We start from the raw sequence: 14,492 nt of genomic DNA, 5'->3' as shown, positions 1-14,492 counted from the left end.
GACCGGGAGGCCCGGCCCACCTCGACGAGGTGGGCCGGGCCTCCCGCCATCCCGGCCGGGCGCAGGGGCGCGGTCGACGGCGCTGCTAGGCTCGTGCACGCTCTACGGGGCGGTCCCCGGTGGGCCACGGCTCCGTTCCGCGAGGACCACGAGGTACTGATCGAATGCAGCCAGACGGCCAGCCCCTGCCGGGGGTCTCGTACGTGATGCCGGTCCTCAACGAGGTCACCGAGGTCCGTGCGGCGGTCGGGAGCCTGCTCGACCAGGACTACGACGGACCGATCGAGATCATCCTGGCGCTCGGCCCCTCCATCGACGGCACCAACGAGCTGGTCGAGGAGATGAGCCGCGCCGATCCCCGCATCCGCGCCGTCCCGAACCCGGTCGGCTCCACGCCCGCGGGGCTCAACGTCGCCATCCGGCATTCGGTGCACCCGGTCGTCGTCCGCGTCGACGCCCACTCGGTGCTGCCGCCGGAGTACACGCGGGTCGCGGTCCGCGTGCTGCTCGAGTCCGGCGCCGACAACGTCGGCGGCATCATGCGGGCCGAGGGACGCACCCCGTTCGAGCGCGCGGTCGCGCTCGCGTACGGCAGTCGGGTCGGGCTCGGTGGCACCCCGCACCACGTGGGCGGTCAGGCCGGTCCGGCCGAGACCGCGTACCTCGGCGTGTTCCGACGCGAGCGGCTCGTCGAGGTCGGTCTGTTCGACGAGGGCATCAAGCGCGGCCAGGACTGGGAGCTGAACCGTCGTCTGCGGATGACGGGCGGGACGGTGTGGTTCACCCCCGAACTCGTGGTGACGTACCGGCCCCGGCCGAGCCTGCGTCGCCTCGTGCGGCAGTTCGTGGCGACCGGTCTGTGGCGCGGCGAGCTCGCACGGCGCTTCCCGACGGGCAACGGTCTGCGGTACTTCGTCCCCCCGGTCATGGTCGTGGCGGTGTCCGGCGGTGTCATCGCCGGCATCGTCGGCGTCGTCGGGGCGATCCTCCAGTCGGCCCTCTCCTGGGCGATGCTCGGGTTCGTCGTCCCGGGCGCGTACCTGGCGTTCGTGGTGGTCGGTGCATCGGTCGTCGCACGCCGCAGTGACCCGGTGACGCGGGCGTGGCTCGTCGTCGTGCTGCCGTGCATCCACATCGGGTGGGGGATCGGGTTCGTCCTCGGGTTCCTCGCCCGCACCTCCGAACTCACGACCCACACCGGGAGGTGACATGACCGACGACCAGATCCCCGAGCACGTCCCGGGCGAGTCGGGAGCGGACGACGAGTCCCTGCCTCAGGACCGCCCCTTCGGCGACCACGTCGAGCACGCGTACGACCGGCCGCGGTCCATCGCCGAGCTCCGCGCGGTGACACAGCCCGACGAGGTCCGCTCACGTGCGAATGCGGAACACTGGACGGCGTCGCTGTACCTGCGCGACGTCTCCCCGTACCTGACCTGGTTCCTGCTGCGCACCCGGATCAGCGCGAACCAGGTGACGGGCGTCATGATCCTCGTCGGCTGGAGCACGGCGGCCGCGTTGCTCGTGCCCGGACTCCTCGGGGCCGCGCTCGCGCTCGTGCTCGGACAGCTCCAGATGCTCGTCGACTGCTCCGACGGTGAGGTCGCCCGGTGGCGGGGGACCCGGTCGCCCGCGGGGGTGTTCCTCGACAAGGTCGGCCACTACACGACTGAGGGCCTGATCCCGGCTGCGCTCGGCGTCCGAGCCGCGACCTGGCCCGTGCACGGCGGCGACTACGCGTGGACGACGATCGGGTTCGCACTGGCGCTCGTGATCGTGCTCAACAAGGCGCTCAACGACATGGTGCACGTGGCGCGGGCGAACGCGGGGCTGGATCGACTGGTCGACCGCCGCGACCACACGACCGTGCCGAGCGGCCGTCGCCTCGCGTCCCTCCGCCAGGTCGCGCGGTTCCTGCCGTTCCACCGGCTGTACCACTCCGTCGAGCTCACCATCCTCGCGTTCGTGTTCGCGCTCCTCGGGCTCGTCATGGGGCACCCGCTGGCGGACCGGATCCTCGTCGGGGCGCTCCTGCCGCTGTCGGTCCTGGCGCTCGCCGGGCACTTCCTCGCGATCATCGCCTCGAAGCGGGTGCGGGCGTGACCGGGCCCGGGACCCTGCGCCGCCGAGCGGTGCCGCATCGTGACCGTCCGCGGGTCGCGGTGGTGAGCCTCACCCAGGGCACGCGTCCGGACGACCTCCGGCGCGGGCTCGAGTCCGTGCTCGCACAGGAGCGCGTCGAGCTCGACGTCGTGTGTGTCGGCAACGGCTGGACCCCCACCGGCCTGCCCGAGGGCGTCCGACCGCTCGCGCTCGCCGAGAACGTCGGGATCCCCGCGGGCCGGAACGCCGGAGCAGCCGTCGTGGAGGGCGACTACGTGTTCTTCCTCGACGACGACGCCGCGATCCCGTCCCCGTCGTTCCTCGCGGACGCCGCGCGTGCCTTCGAGGGAGATCCGACGCTCGGACTCATCCAGCCGCGGGTCGTCGACCCGAGCGGGGCGTCCAACCCCCGCCGCTGGGTGCCCCGGATCCGCAAGGGCGACCCGCAGCGGTCCGGTCCGGTGCTCAGCGTGTGGGAGGGCGCGACGATGTTGCCGTTCGAGGTGTTCCGCGCCACGGGCGGCTGGGGGGACGTGTACTTCTACGCGCACGAGGGCATCGAGCTCGCCTGGCGCGTCTGGGGCGTTGGTCGGCGTGCCTGGTACGCGGGGGACCTCGTCGCGCACCACCCCGCGATCGACCCGGCTCGGCACCGCGAGTACTACCGGCTCAACGCCCGGAACCGGGTGTGGCTCGCCCGCCGGAACCTGCCGGCGGTGCTGCAGCCGGTGTACGTGGCGAGCTGGGCCCTCGTCCAGCTGATCCGGTGGCGTCGACACCCGCGACGACTGCTCGTGTGGTTCGCCGGTCTCCGCGAGGGCTGGTCCACCGACTGCGGCCCCCGCCGACCGCTCGGCCTCATCACCATCGCGCGCATGACCGCCGCCGGTCGGCCGCCCGTCGTCTAGCCCAGATCGAAGTGGTCGTCCCAGGACGGCCGGAAGGAGGGACCGTTGCCGATCCTCCGTGACGTCCGCACCGCGCGCCGGCTGGTCACCCGCCTCGTGCGCTCGCGCCGCAACCGCCGCGAACTCGACCGACGGCTCCCGTCCGTCGACGTTCCGGATCCCCGCTCGATCGAGGTCGCCGTGTACTTCGCCGACGGACCCGTGAACATGTACCAGATCCGGCAGTGGTACGCGCCGCTGGCCAAGCTCGCCAATGAGCACCCGGTGGCGATCATCGCGCGGTCGCCCGGCACCATGCTGAGTCTGCTCGAGGAGGCGCCCGTGCCGGTCGTGTACGCGCGGCAAGTGGTCGACCTCGAGCGGTTCGTGGACGAACAGCGCCCGCGCATCGTCCTGTACGTCAACCAGAACGCCCGGAACTTCCAGATGATGCGGTACGGGCGCATGTGGCACGTCTTCGTCAACCACGGCGAGAGCGACAAGATGTACATGACGACGAACCAGTTCAAGGCGTACGACTACGCCCTGATCGCCGGGGACGCCGCGCGCGACCGGCTGTCGAAGGCGCTGTGGGACTACGACCTCGATCGCCGGACGATCGCCATCGGACGTCCGCAGGCCGATCACTTCGCCGGCGCGGTGCCGTATCCGTCCGACGGTCGCACCGTGGTGCTCTACGCGCCGACCTGGGAGGGCGACCGGCCAGCAGCCGCGTACGGCTCCATCGCCACGCACGGCGCCGCGCTCACCGAGCGCGTGCTCGCGTCGCCCCAGCACCGGCTGGTCTACCGGCCACACCCCCGCAGCGGCGTCCGCGACGCCGACTACCGGGAGGCCCACCAGCGCATCGTCGCCGCCATCACCGCCGCGAACGCCGCTGATCCGGCCGCTCACCACGTGTACGACGACGGTCCGGTGCTCGGGTGGCAGCTCGCCGACGCCGACGTCGCGATCACGGACATCAGCGCGATGATCTACGACCGGCTCGCCGTCGGTCGCCCGTTGATCGTGACGCGGCCCGTCCATCCGGACGCCGAGGTCGACGAGGGCGGCTACCTGACGGCTGCGGTCTGGCTCCACGCCGAGGACGCCCCCGCCGTGCTCGACCGGGTCGACGCGGCGCTGCACGACGCCTCGCAGACCGAGCGGCTCCAGTACTGGGTGGGCCGGTACTTCGGGGACACGACGCCCGGAGCGGCGACGGCGCGGTTCCACGCCGCGGTCGAGCGGTTGCTCGCCCGCTGGCACGAGGTCGCGCGCGAACGCGGTGCCGATGACGCGCGCGGTGACACGCCCACCGCGCCTGCGCCCACCGCCTGACCTGCGCTCCGGCCCGGGCGCCCTCACAGGGCGACCCGCCAGAGGTACTCCTGCCGGTCGGGCCGGCGCCACCGGACGACGACCACGCCGGCGTCCTCCGGCGCCCCACCGAACACGGCGATGCCGAGTGCCTGACCGGGATCGAGCCGGCGGATGCGGAGCGGGGGAGCGTAGCCGGTGCCGAGATGCGTGAGGGTGAGGCCGTCGAGTGGTTCGTCGCTCCGGTTCCGGAGGTCGTAGCGGTGCGGGCTGTCGGATCGTTCGAGCTGGAAGGGGACGGGGTACGCGGTCTCGGTGTGGAGCATGGGGCCGACGCTAGGGGGAGCGGCCGACGGTGGGGGCCGGGCGGACCCATGGGCCGACGGGGGCTGTGGAGCGGGGCGGTGCGGCTCCGGTTGTGGAGCGGGAGCGAGCGCGGGTCAGGCGCCGGCGCTGTCCGCCGCGTAGCGGTCGAGCGCCTCGTCGATCGTGCCGTCGAGCACGAGTGCTCCCTTGTCCAGGTAGAGGCCGCGCGTGCAGAAGCGGCGCAGGTCCTTGTCGTTGTGGGACACGAAGAACAGCGTGCGACCACCGGCGAGCATCTCGTCGATGCGGCGGTAGCACTTCTCGCGGAACGCCCTGTCGCCCACGGCGAGGACCTCGTCGACCAGGATGATCGGCTCCTCGAGGCGTGCGATCACCGCGAACGCGATCCGGACCTTCATGCCGCTCGACAGGTGCTTGTAGGGGGTGTCGACGAAGTCACCGATCTCGGCGAAGGCGATGATGTCGTCGAAGGCCGCCTGGATCTCGGCCTTCGACATGCCGTGGAGGCCGGCGGTGAGGAAGACGTTGTCGCGCACGGTCAGGTCGCCGACGAAGCCACCGGTGATCTCGATGAGCGGCGCGACCCCGGCGCCGACGTGGACCCGGCCCTCGTCGGGCAGCATCACCTGCGCCACGAGCTTGAGCAGCGTCGACTTGCCCTGGCCGTTGCGCCCGACCACGCCGATCGACTCGCCCGGCTGCACCGTGAACGAGACGTGTCGGAGGGCCCAGAACTCGTCGGGGCGTCGTCGTCGGCTCCGCCCCGCGAAGAGGTCCTTGAAGCTCCGGTGCGAGCGGCGGTTGCGACGGAACCGGATGCCCGCGTCCTCGACCGCGATCACCGGGGTCGTGCGGACGTCGACGGTGGCGACGGGTGCGGTCATCAGAGCTCCTTCAGGACGCGGCGCTCACTCGCGCGGAAGACGAGCAGGCCGACGCCGAGCACGACGAGGGTGACGACCGCGCCGACCACGATCGCCCGCTCGTTGAACTGGTTGGGGAAGAACCCCGACCGGTACATGCTGAAGATGCCCGTCAGCGGGTTGAACGACGACCAGCCGTGCAGGGCCTTCGGCAGGTTGAGGGGCGAGTAGATGATCGGCGACGCGTAGAAGGCGAAGCGGAGGACGAGCTTCGTCGCGCGCTCGAGGTCGCGGAAGAACACGACGAGGGGGGCGACGATCATGCCGATGCCGTAGACGAGCACGAGCTGCTCGACGATCGCGACGGGGAACCAGACGATCTGCCAGTGCACGGGCGCTCCGGAGACCACGGCGAACAGCGCGAGGACCGGGATGCTGAAGAGGAACTCGATGCCCTTCGACAGATCGACGCGCGCCACCCAGATGCTCCGCGGGATCGTCGTCGAGCGGATGAGCTTGGTCTCCTTGATGAACGCCCGCGTCGAGTCGGAGACGGCGCCGGTGAACCACATCCACGGCAGCAGGGCCGTGAGCAGGAACACGATGTACGGTTCCTCGCCGACGTCGCGGTGGAACACCTGCGTGAAGACGAACCAGTAGATGCCCGACATGACGAGCGGATCGAGGATCGACCACAGGTACCCGAGCGCGGAGGTCGAGTACCGGACCCGGAGGTCCCGCATCGTCAGGAGCCAGAGTGCGTGACGGTACCGGGTGCTCGCGGTCCGTGAGGCCGCCGGGGCGGTCGGTGTGGTCACCGGCGCACTCGTCGTGGTCATGCGTTCCCTCGGCATCGAGCCGAGGCGACCCGGACGGAACGGATCAGACGAACAGGTCGTTCGCGCGCTCGAGGTCCTCGGCGAAGTCGATCTCGACCGCGTAGAGGTCGGAGATGTCTACGGGCGACCAGCGTAGCCCGTCCTCGGCGATGGCTGCCTCGATGCCGCCCTCGAAGTACTCCTGGTCGTCGACGCGACCGAGCTGACGGATGAGCGCCTGCTTGTCGGACGAGGAGACGTAGTTGATGCCGACGGCCTCACCGAGCCCACCGACGACCCGCTTCGAGAGCTTGTCGATGAAGCCCTCGGCGTCGACGGTGTACTTGACCTCTTCGTCCGAGACCTTCTCGGTGTTGACGCTGACGAACGAGCGGTCCTGGTCCATCATGTCCGCAGCGCGCACGAGCGCACGAGGGTCGAACACGACGTCGCCGTTCATCCAGAGGACTCCGCCCTTGCCGGACGCGCCGAGCGCACGGAGGAGGCTCTTCGAGGTGTTCGTGGAGTCGTAGGACTCGTTGTAGACGAAGGAGGCCTCGGGGAAGGCCTCGACGATGTACTCCGACTTGTAGCCGACGACGATCGTGACGCGTGCGGAGGACCCGAACGCGGCGCGGATGTTGTCGAACTGCTGCTGCATGATGGTCCGGCCGTCCGCCAGCTCGGTGAGGGGCTTCGGGAGCGAGCGACCGAGCCGGCTGCCCATGCCCGCGGCGAGGATCACGATCTGCGTGGTCATGCTGGTCTCCTCGGGGTCCGCCCGGGCGCCGTTGCGCGGTCGGGCTGATCGATCCTGCCCGAGACGTCTCTGAGATGCCCGAGAACATCGGTACCCCGGGGACGGACGAGCGCGGCAGGTTGCTGATTCGTGAACACACCGTTGTGTCTCGGTGAATCCTAGGCGCCCTCGTGCGCGGAGCGGCCGGGCACCGCGCATTTCGTGTCCGATTCGTGATCGTGCGGAGCCGGGCTCGCGTCATCCCTGGCGTTGGTACGGTGGGGCGGTGGGAGCTGTGACCGACGATGCGGACGACGCCGTCGGTGCTGCCACCCGGAACATGGATGGCGTCGACGAACGGCGCGGTACGGGGGACGACGTGACCGACGGCGAGCGGACCGACGGCGAGGGCGGCGCGCTGCCCGCCGCCGTCCCGAAGAGCACGACGCCGAAGCCCCGGGTCAAGCGACCGGCGGCACCGCGGACGGGTGCCGGTCGTTCCGGCGCTGCACGTCCGGGTGCACCGCGCGGTCGCGCCGGCGCTGCCCGCGGTGCGCGTGGCGCCGAGGAGGCGACCGCGGCCGCCGGCCCCGCTGCGGACGAGTCCTCGCCCTACGCGACCATGGACGCGACGGCGGACCTGTCGGAGTTCCCGCTCGAGGACGTCGGTGACCTGCCTCCCGCTGTCGGTGACGACGATGCGGTCGTGACGTCCACGGACGCTCCGCCCGTCGGGGCCACGGCGCCCGCGGTTCCGGCCGAGCAGGACGACGCCACCCGGGACGCCCGGGGACAACGCACCACGGCCGCCGCGCCCGCCACCGCCCGGACCGGCAAGAAGCGGGCCGCCCGACCCGTGACGAAGCGCACCTCGCCCCGGCCGCAGCAACCGGTCGTCCTGGCGGCCTCCGGACTCGTCAAGCGGTACGGCCAGACGGTCGCCGCCGACCACATCGACCTGGAGATCCGCAAGGGCTCGGTGTTCGGCGTCGTCGGTCCGAACGGTGCCGGCAAGACGACCACGCTCTCGATGCTGACCGGGCTCCTCCGCCCCGACGCGGGCAGCGTGACCGTCCTCGACCACGACGTCTGGTCCGACCCGACCGCGGCGAAGCGTGCGATGGGGGTGCTCCCGGACCGACTCCGCCTGTTCGACCGCCTGACGGGCGCACAGCTGCTCTTCTACTCGGCGACGCTGCACGGCCTCGACCGGGCCACGGCACGCTCGCGGAGCGCGGACCTCGCGCAGGCGTTCGACCTCGGCGAGGCCCTCGGTCGGCAGGTCGCGGACTACTCCGTCGGCATGGCGAAGAAGATCGCCCTCGCCGCGACACTGATCCACTCGCCGCGGCTCCTCGTGCTCGACGAGCCGTTCGAGTCGGTCGACCCGGTCAGTGCCGTCACGATCACCGACATCCTGCGCCGGTACGCCGCGGGCGGTGGCACCGTGGTGCTGTCGAGCCACTCCATGGAACTGGTGCAGCGCACCTGCGACTCGGTCGCGATCATCGTCGGTGGGCAGGTGCTCGCGTCGGGCACGATGGCCCAGGTCCGCGGGCGCAAGAGCCTCGAGGACAAGTTCGTCGAACTCGCCGGTGGCCGGGTCGTCGGAGAGAGCATGGAATGGTTGCACAACTCCTCCGACTGAGACTCGACTCGCTGGGCGGCGCGCTCCGCCGGTCCGCGTCCCGCTCCGTTCTCGTGGTGGTCGCCGCGCTGGCCGCGTTCGTCGCAGCCGCATGCGCCGCCGCCGCCGTGGCCGGGCTCCGCGATGACACGGCGTCCACGGCCGCGGCCCTCGTCGTGCCGGTCGGCGCACTCGTGGCGCTCGGCTTCACGCTCGTCCCGTTCGCGCTCGGTGAGGGGGACCAGCTCGACCCACGGCGCTTCGCCACGTTCGGCATCGGCCGTCGCGACCTCACCCTCGGGCTCGGCGTCGCCGGACTCGTCGGGGTGCCGACCGTGGCCGTGGCCGTCGTCGCCGTGGCGCAGGTGGTCGCCTGGAGCCGGGGCGTCGGCACGACACTGCTCGCGCTGCTGTCCGCGGTCCTCGTCGTGGTCACCTGCGCGCTCCTCGCACGGGTGACGGCGACGCTCGGCGCCTGGTTGTTCGCCGCGCACCGCACCCGCGACGCCGGCTGGCTCGTCGCACTCGTGGTGGTGGTCCTCGGCCTGCCGGCGCTCTCGCTCGTGGTCATGGCGGCCCGACACGACCCCGTGTCGGCGAGCGTCCGGCACGCGGCACGGGCCGCCGGTTGGACCCCGTGGGGTGCGGCGTGGTCGTTCCCCGCGGCTGCCGCGGCCGGGCACGTGGGGGCCGCCGTGGGGCAGCTCGTCGTCGCCCTCGCCGTCGTCGGCGTGCTCGTGTGGGCGTGGTGGGCACTCGTCGGCACGCTGCTGGAACACGTCGACGCGGGTCGTCGCACCCGGCGCTACCGCACGCTCGGCTGGTTCGACCAGCTCCCGGCGCACCCGGTCGGCGCCGTGGCCGCGCGGAGCTTGACCTACTGGAGCCGCGACCCGCGCTACCGGTCGTCGTACCTCGTGCTCCTGTTCGTGCCCATCGTGGTGCTGCCGCTCGGCGTCGCGGGCATGTCGTGGCACTGGACGGCGCTCGTGCCGCTGCCGATCATGGCGCTCATCGCCGGGTTCCTGCCCCACAACGACGCCTCGTACGACAACACCGCGGTGTGGCTCCACGTCGCGTCGGGGGCACCGGGGTGGAGCGACCGGCTCGGTCGGCTCGTGCCCGTGCTCGTCGTCGGCGTACCCGCCCTGGTGATCGGCGCGGTGGTGTCCGTCTGGCTCTACGGCGACCCGTCGCTGCTGCCGGTGGTGCTCGGCGTGGCCGGGTGCGCACTGCTCACGGGCCTCGGGCTGTCGAGCATCGCGTCCGCGCTCCTGCCGTACCCGGCGGTCCGACCGGGCGACCACCCGTTCCGGCAGCCGCAGGCCACGGGCGCGCTCGCCGTCACCGCGCAGTCCGCGACGATCGTCGTGACCGTGCTGCTGACCCTGCCCGCCGGGTGGTTCGCCGTGCGCGCGTTCCGTGACGGTCTGCACCCCTGGGGGCTCGCCACGCTCGGCTCGGGCATCGCCATCGGGGTCGTGGTGCTCGTGATCGGCGTGTTCGTCGGCGGCCGGCTCTTCGACCGCTCCGGGCCGGACATCCTCGCTGCGGCGCAGCGGAACTGATCGGGCGGAGCGCACATCCGGTCCACCGGACGGCGACGTACCCTGGGTCCATGAGCACGATGGAACCGGGTGGTGGCGGCCTCGACGTGATGGACCGCGAGCTCGAGAAGCTCCTCGAGGACGAGGGCGTCGAGCCCGGGGACCACGAGCGCTTCTCGCACTACGTGAAGAAGGAGAAGATCCTCGAGTCCGCGATGACGGGCAAGCCCGTCAAGGCGCTGTGCGGCAAGAAGTGGACGCCGGGACGTGACCCGGAGAAGTTCCCGGTCTGCCCCACCTGCAAGGAGATCTACGAGCGCATGCGCGACGAGTAGTCCGTCCCGTCCTCACGCGTACAGCGTGGGGACGGCCGGTTCGCCGCGACCGATCCGTTCGGCGTCCGCCGGGAGCTCGGCCTTCGCCCGGCGGTGATGCCGGCGCGCAGCATCGACCCCGTGCACGCCGAGGAACGCGTCGTCGACCTCGCCGTGCGTCACGACCGGGACGAGCAGGGGCCGTTCGTCGTCCGCGGGAGCACCGCCCACGTGCAGGACCTCGGCGACCGCGACACCGTCCTGCAGCCGGCGCCCCGCGGTCTTCGCACCACCGACCGTCGCCTTGTCGGCGGATTTCTTGGCGACCGGCACCCACGCTCCCGAGGCGTCCTCGTGTGCAACGAGCTTGAACACCATGCCCGCCGCCGGGTGACCGCTGCCGGACACGACGCTCGTGCCGACGCCGTACGAGTCGACGGGGGCTGCCCGGAGCGCCGCGATCGTGTACTCGTCGAGGTCGTTCGTCACCGTGATCTTCGTCGACGTCGCTCCCAGGCGGTCGAGCTGCGCGCGCACGGTCGCGACGACGCTCGGCAGGTCGCCGCTGTCGATGCGGACCGCACCGAGGTGTCCGTCGGTCAGTCGGACCGCCGTCTCGACCGCGCGCTCGATGTCGAAGGTGTCCACGAGCAGGGTCGTGCCGTCACCGAGTGCCGCGAGCTGTGAGCGGAACGCGGCCTCCTCGGAGTCGTGGAGGAGCGTGAAGGCGTGTGCGGCCGTGCCCATCGTCGGGATGCCGAAGACGCGGCCGGCCTCGAGGTTGCTCGTCGCCCCGAACCCCGCCACGTAGGCCGCCCGGGCGGCGGCGACCGCGCTGCGTTCCCCGGTCCGGCGCGACCCCATCTCGGCGAGGGGGCGGCGGTCGGCCGCCGACACCATGCGCGCCGCGGCGGACGCGACCGCCGAGTCGGCGTTGAGCACGCTGAGCGCGAGTGTCTCGAGCACGACCGCCTCGGCGAACGTGCCCTCGATCTGGAGGATCGGCGAGTTCGGGAAGTACACCTCGCCTTCCCGGTACGCCCGGACGTCGCCACGGAACCGGTAGCCCGCGAGCCAGTCCGCGGTGCCGGGGGCGACGATGCGTCGGTCGCGGAGGAACGCGATGTCGTCGTCGTCGAAGCGGAACTCGTCGAGCAGGGCGAGGAACCGTCCCAGTCCCGCGGACACCCCGTACCGGCGGCCGTCGGGCAGGCGCCGTGCGAACACCTCGAACACGCAGCGGCGGTCCGCGGTGCCGTCCTTGAGGGCGGCGTCCACCATCGTGAGCTCGTACTGGTCGGTGAGGAGGGCCGTGGTCACCCGCCCGAGCGTAGTCCGGGCCGTCGTGCTGCCGTCGTGCTGCCGACCTGCCGCGCGCCGGACCGGCGGGCCGTCGGAGCGGCCGCGCGTCGGAGCGGCCGCGGGATGGGCGGGCGTGACCGCCGGACGGGTGTCGGGCCTCCCGGCCGAGCCGCGCGGGTACGCTGGGGGCCGTGACGGACGCGCCCATCGGAGTCTTCGACAGCGGTGTCGGCGGCCTCACCGTCGCCCGCGCGATCATCGACCAGCTGCCGCGCGAGTCGATGCGCTACGTCGGGGACACCGCACACTCGCCGTACGGCCCGAAGCGGATCGCCGACGTCCGCCGGTACGCGCTCGAGGTCATGGACGACCTGGTGGACCAAGGGGTCAAGGCGCTCGTCATCGCGTGCAACACGGCGAGCTCCGCCGTGCTCCGGGACGCCCGGGAGCGCTACGAGCAGGCCTACGGGATCCCGGTCGTCGAGGTGATCCAGCCCGCCGTGCGCGCCGCGGTCAAGCAGAGCAGGACGCGCCGGATCGGCGTCATCGGCACGATCGGCACCATCGGTTCGCGATCCTACGAGGACGCCTTCGCGGCGGCCTCGGACGTCACGCTGACCCTCGCCGCCTGTCCCCGGTTCGTCGAGTTCGTGGAGGCCGGGGACACCGCCTCGCCCGCGCTCCGCGCCGTGGCCGAGCAGTACCTCGCGCCGATCCGCGCCGCCGACGTCGACACGCTCGTGCTCGGCTGCACCCACTACCCGCTCATGTCCGCCGCGATCCAGTACGTCATGGGTCCGGACGTCACCCTCGTCTCGAGCGCCGAGGAGACCGCGAACGACGTCTACCGTCGGCTCGTCGAGCACGGCATCGAGCGGACGGCGACGACGCCGCCGACGTACGCGTTCGACACCACCGGGACCGACCGCGCCGGCTTCATCCGGCTCGCCCGCCGGTTCCTCGGACCGGAGGTCTCCCGCGTGGGTCATCTCGAGACCGGCGCGATCGACCTGCCACGTATCCCAGCCACCACCGGAAGGACACCATGACCGACGACGGCACCCGCATCGACGGACGCACCGCCACCGACCACCGTCCCGTGACCATCGAGCGCGGCTGGAGCGCCCAGGCGGAGGGCAGCGCGCTCATCGCCTTCGGCGGCACCAAGGTGCTCTGCACGGCGTCCTTCACGAACGGTGTCCCGCGCTGGATGGCGGGCAAGGGCACCGGGTGGGTGACCGCCGAGTACTCGATGCTCCCGCGCTCCACGAACGAGCGCATGCAGCGCGAGTCGATCAAGGGCAAGGTCGGCGGGCGGACGCACGAGATCTCGCGGCTGATCGGCCGGTCGCTCCGTGCCGTCGTCGACATGAAGGGACTCGGCGAGAACACCATCGTGCTCGACTGCGACGTCCTGCAGGCCGACGGCGGGACCAGGACGGCGTCCATCACGGGCGCGTACGTCGCCCTCGCCGACGCGATCGCCTGGGGCCGCGAGCGCGGGTTCGTCGGCAAGAAGGCGACGCCGCTCACGGACAGCGTCGCCGCGATCTCCGTCGGGATCGTCGGCGGCGTGCCGATGCTCGACCTGGCGTACGAGGAGGACTCGCGCGCGGACACCGACATGAACATCGTCACGACGGGTGCCGGGACCTTCGTCGAGGTGCAGGGCACCGCCGAGCACGCTCCCTTCGACCGGGCCGAGCTCGACACGCTGCTCGACCTCGGGCTCGCCGGAACGGCCTCGCTCGCGGCGATCCAGCGTGCGGTCCTCGCCGAGACGGCGACGGCATGACCGGGGCCGGGGCCGGGGCCGGGGCCGGGGCGGGGGCCGACGCCGCCGCCGGGGTCCACGCCGACGCCGCCGCCGGGGTCCACGCCGACGCCGACGTCGACGCCGCCGGGGTCCACGCCGACGTCGACGCCGCCGGGGTCCACGCCGACGCCGGGGCGGCGCGCGACCGCGTCGTCGTCCTCGCGACGCACAACGCGCACAAGGTCCAGGAGCTGCAGCGGATCCTCGGCGACGCACTCGCGGGCATCCGCCTCGTCGCCTACGACGGTCCCGAGCCGGTCGAGGACGGCGACACCTTCGGTGCGAACGCGCTGATCAAGGCGCGGGCCTGCGCGGCGCACACCGGACTGCCGGCCCTGGCCGACGACTCGGGCATCGCGGTCGACGCCCTCGGCGGGGCGCCCGGCATCCACTCGGCGCGCTACGCCGGGACCCGCGACGACGGGGACAACCTGCGACTGCTGCTCGCGAACATGGCCGGCGTGGTGCAGCGCACCGCGGCGTTCGTGTGCGCCGCCGCGTTCGTCGTGCCGTCGTCCGACCCAGCGACGTCGGCGGAGTGGGAGCACGTCGAGGAGGCCGTGTGGAACGGCGAGGTGCTCGAGGCCCCCGCGGGGTCCGGCGGCTTCGGGTACGACCCGGTGTTCCGACCGGACGACGCCGGGGTCTCGGCCGCCGAGCTGTCCGCGGCGGAGAAGGACGCCCTCAGCCACCGGTCGAAGGCGTTCCGTGCGATCGCGCCGATCGTCCGCGAGTACTTCGGCGTCTGACACCGGCGCCGGATGGATCGGCCCCGGTCCGTCGGGCTGCTGACGGGCCTCCCGGACGGCGGAGCGAGGAGGGGCGCGCG

The 14,492-nt window shown here is 72.3% G+C and carries 15 protein-coding genes; 10 read left to right on the top strand and 5 right to left on the bottom strand.

Going from position 1 to position 14,492, the window contains the following annotated elements; translation table 11 throughout:
• Positions 1-164: 164 nt before the first annotated feature.
• The 4 genes from DEI86_RS10870 to DEI86_RS10855 all read left to right on the top strand — a co-directional run bounded on the left by DEI86_RS10870 (position 165) and on the right by DEI86_RS10855 (position 4,331).
• Positions 165-1,208, top strand: a complete 1,044-nt coding sequence (locus DEI86_RS10870) for a glycosyltransferase family 2 protein (protein ID WP_111027112.1) — start codon at positions 165-167, stop codon at positions 1,206-1,208.
• A gap of 1 nt (position 1,209) precedes the next feature.
• The gene (locus tag DEI86_RS10865; protein ID WP_111010830.1) at positions 1,210-2,103 is read left to right on the top strand and encodes a CDP-alcohol phosphatidyltransferase family protein; all 894 of its coding nucleotides are present in this window, start codon (positions 1,210-1,212) and stop codon (positions 2,101-2,103) included.
• A 62-nt stretch (positions 2,104-2,165) separates the two neighbouring features.
• Complete coding sequence (locus DEI86_RS10860; RefSeq protein ID WP_258376523.1) at positions 2,166-3,011, top strand: glycosyltransferase family 2 protein; 846 nt, start codon at positions 2,166-2,168, stop codon at positions 3,009-3,011.
• A gap of 45 nt (positions 3,012-3,056) precedes the next feature.
• Positions 3,057-4,331 (top strand): CDP-glycerol glycerophosphotransferase family protein, encoded by a 1,275-nt coding sequence (locus DEI86_RS10855; protein ID WP_111049531.1) that lies wholly within the window; start codon positions 3,057-3,059, stop codon positions 4,329-4,331.
• Positions 4,332-4,354: 23 nt separating this feature from the next.
• Here DEI86_RS10855 and DEI86_RS10850 read toward each other — a convergent pair whose 3' ends face one another.
• The 4 genes from DEI86_RS10850 to DEI86_RS10835 all read right to left on the bottom strand — a co-directional run bounded on the left by DEI86_RS10850 (position 4,355) and on the right by DEI86_RS10835 (position 7,078).
• Positions 4,355-4,636 (bottom strand): hypothetical protein, encoded by a 282-nt coding sequence (locus DEI86_RS10850; protein ID WP_111027115.1) that lies wholly within the window; start codon positions 4,634-4,636, stop codon positions 4,355-4,357.
• Between the two features lie 114 nt (positions 4,637-4,750).
• Complete coding sequence (locus tag DEI86_RS10845; RefSeq protein WP_111010827.1) at positions 4,751-5,521, bottom strand: ABC transporter ATP-binding protein; 771 nt, start codon at positions 5,519-5,521, stop codon at positions 4,751-4,753.
• Entirely contained in the window at positions 5,521-6,339 is an 819-nt protein-coding gene (locus tag DEI86_RS10840; protein WP_111010826.1) for an ABC transporter permease, read from the bottom strand. Before DEI86_RS10840 ends, DEI86_RS10845 begins: the two co-directional genes overlap by 1 nt.
• A 43-nt stretch (positions 6,340-6,382) precedes the next feature.
• A complete protein-coding gene (locus tag DEI86_RS10835; protein WP_111010825.1) occupies positions 6,383-7,078 on the bottom strand; it encodes an NTP transferase domain-containing protein in 696 nt (231 codons plus the stop codon).
• 265 nt (positions 7,079-7,343) lie between these two features.
• Between DEI86_RS10835 and DEI86_RS10830 the strand changes: the two genes are divergently transcribed.
• From DEI86_RS10830 to DEI86_RS10820, 3 genes are read left to right on the top strand one after another with little or no spacing between them, the layout of a single operon-like run.
• On the top strand, positions 7,344-8,705 hold the full coding sequence (locus DEI86_RS10830; RefSeq protein WP_258376522.1) for an ABC transporter ATP-binding protein: 1,362 nt from the start codon (positions 7,344-7,346) through the stop codon (positions 8,703-8,705).
• A gap of 56 nt (positions 8,706-8,761) precedes the next feature.
• Positions 8,762-10,252 carry an ABC transporter permease gene (locus DEI86_RS10825; protein ID WP_111049530.1) on the top strand — a complete coding sequence of 497 codons (1,491 nt, stop codon included), beginning with the start codon at positions 8,762-8,764 and terminating at the stop codon, positions 10,250-10,252.
• A 50-nt stretch (positions 10,253-10,302) separates the two neighbouring features.
• The gene (locus tag DEI86_RS10820) at positions 10,303-10,566 is read left to right on the top strand and encodes a DUF3039 domain-containing protein (protein ID WP_111049529.1); all 264 of its coding nucleotides are present in this window, start codon (positions 10,303-10,305) and stop codon (positions 10,564-10,566) included.
• A gap of 12 nt (positions 10,567-10,578) precedes the next feature.
• Here the strand turns inward: DEI86_RS10820 and DEI86_RS10815 are convergent, their stop codons facing one another.
• Positions 10,579-11,826 carry a nicotinate phosphoribosyltransferase gene (locus DEI86_RS10815; RefSeq protein ID WP_375334618.1) on the bottom strand — a complete coding sequence of 416 codons (1,248 nt, stop codon included), beginning with the start codon at positions 11,824-11,826 and terminating at the stop codon, positions 10,579-10,581.
• Positions 11,827-12,038: 212 nt separating this feature from the next.
• On the opposite strand from DEI86_RS10815, the gene murI reads away from it, so the two are divergent.
• The 3 genes from murI to rdgB are packed head-to-tail and all read left to right on the top strand — an operon-like array spanning position 12,039 to position 14,412.
• The gene (gene murI, locus DEI86_RS10810; RefSeq protein WP_111010821.1) at positions 12,039-12,896 is read left to right on the top strand and encodes a glutamate racemase; all 858 of its coding nucleotides are present in this window, start codon (positions 12,039-12,041) and stop codon (positions 12,894-12,896) included.
• Positions 12,893-13,642, top strand: a complete 750-nt coding sequence (gene rph / locus DEI86_RS10805) for a ribonuclease PH (protein WP_111010820.1) — start codon at positions 12,893-12,895, stop codon at positions 13,640-13,642. The genes murI and rph overlap by 4 nt, the downstream gene beginning before the upstream one ends.
• The gene (gene rdgB, locus DEI86_RS10800; protein ID WP_111049528.1) at positions 13,639-14,412 is read left to right on the top strand and encodes an RdgB/HAM1 family non-canonical purine NTP pyrophosphatase; all 774 of its coding nucleotides are present in this window, start codon (positions 13,639-13,641) and stop codon (positions 14,410-14,412) included. Before rph ends, rdgB begins: the two co-directional genes overlap by 4 nt.
• Positions 14,413-14,492 lie beyond the last annotated feature (80 nt).

It is taken from the genome of Curtobacterium sp. MCBD17_028 (genome assembly GCF_003234875.1).
Taxonomy (GTDB): domain Bacteria; phylum Actinomycetota; class Actinomycetes; order Actinomycetales; family Microbacteriaceae; genus Curtobacterium.
The sequence above is the reverse complement of the archived record's forward strand: the minus strand, read 5'-3'. Positions and strand labels throughout refer to the sequence as shown.

What these genes read in the sequence shown, in the direction of transcription:
- DEI86_RS10840 (WP_111010826.1), bottom strand. Translation starts at nt 6,339, where the DNA reads ATGACCACGACGAGTGCGCCGGTGACCACACCGACCGCCCCGGCGGCC.
- DEI86_RS10850 (WP_111027115.1), bottom strand. Translation starts at nt 4,636, where the DNA reads ATGCTCCACACCGAGACCGCGTACCCCGTCCCCTTCCAGCTCGAACGA.
- DEI86_RS10870 (WP_111027112.1), top strand. Translation starts at nt 165, where the DNA reads ATGCAGCCAGACGGCCAGCCCCTGCCGGGGGTCTCGTACGTGATGCCG.
- rph (WP_111010820.1), top strand. Translation starts at nt 12,893, where the DNA reads ATGACCGACGACGGCACCCGCATCGACGGACGCACCGCCACCGACCAC.
- DEI86_RS10815 (WP_375334618.1), bottom strand. Translation starts at nt 11,826, where the DNA reads ATGGTGGACGCCGCCCTCAAGGACGGCACCGCGGACCGCCGCTGCGTG.
- DEI86_RS10835 (WP_111010825.1), bottom strand. Translation starts at nt 7,078, where the DNA reads ATGACCACGCAGATCGTGATCCTCGCCGCGGGCATGGGCAGCCGGCTC.
- rdgB (WP_111049528.1), top strand. Translation starts at nt 13,639, where the DNA reads ATGACCGGGGCCGGGGCCGGGGCCGGGGCCGGGGCGGGGGCCGACGCC.
- DEI86_RS10845 (WP_111010827.1), bottom strand. Translation starts at nt 5,521, where the DNA reads ATGACCGCACCCGTCGCCACCGTCGACGTCCGCACGACCCCGGTGATC.
- DEI86_RS10865 (WP_111010830.1), top strand. Translation starts at nt 1,210, where the DNA reads ATGACCGACGACCAGATCCCCGAGCACGTCCCGGGCGAGTCGGGAGCG.
- DEI86_RS10820 (WP_111049529.1), top strand. Translation starts at nt 10,303, where the DNA reads ATGAGCACGATGGAACCGGGTGGTGGCGGCCTCGACGTGATGGACCGC.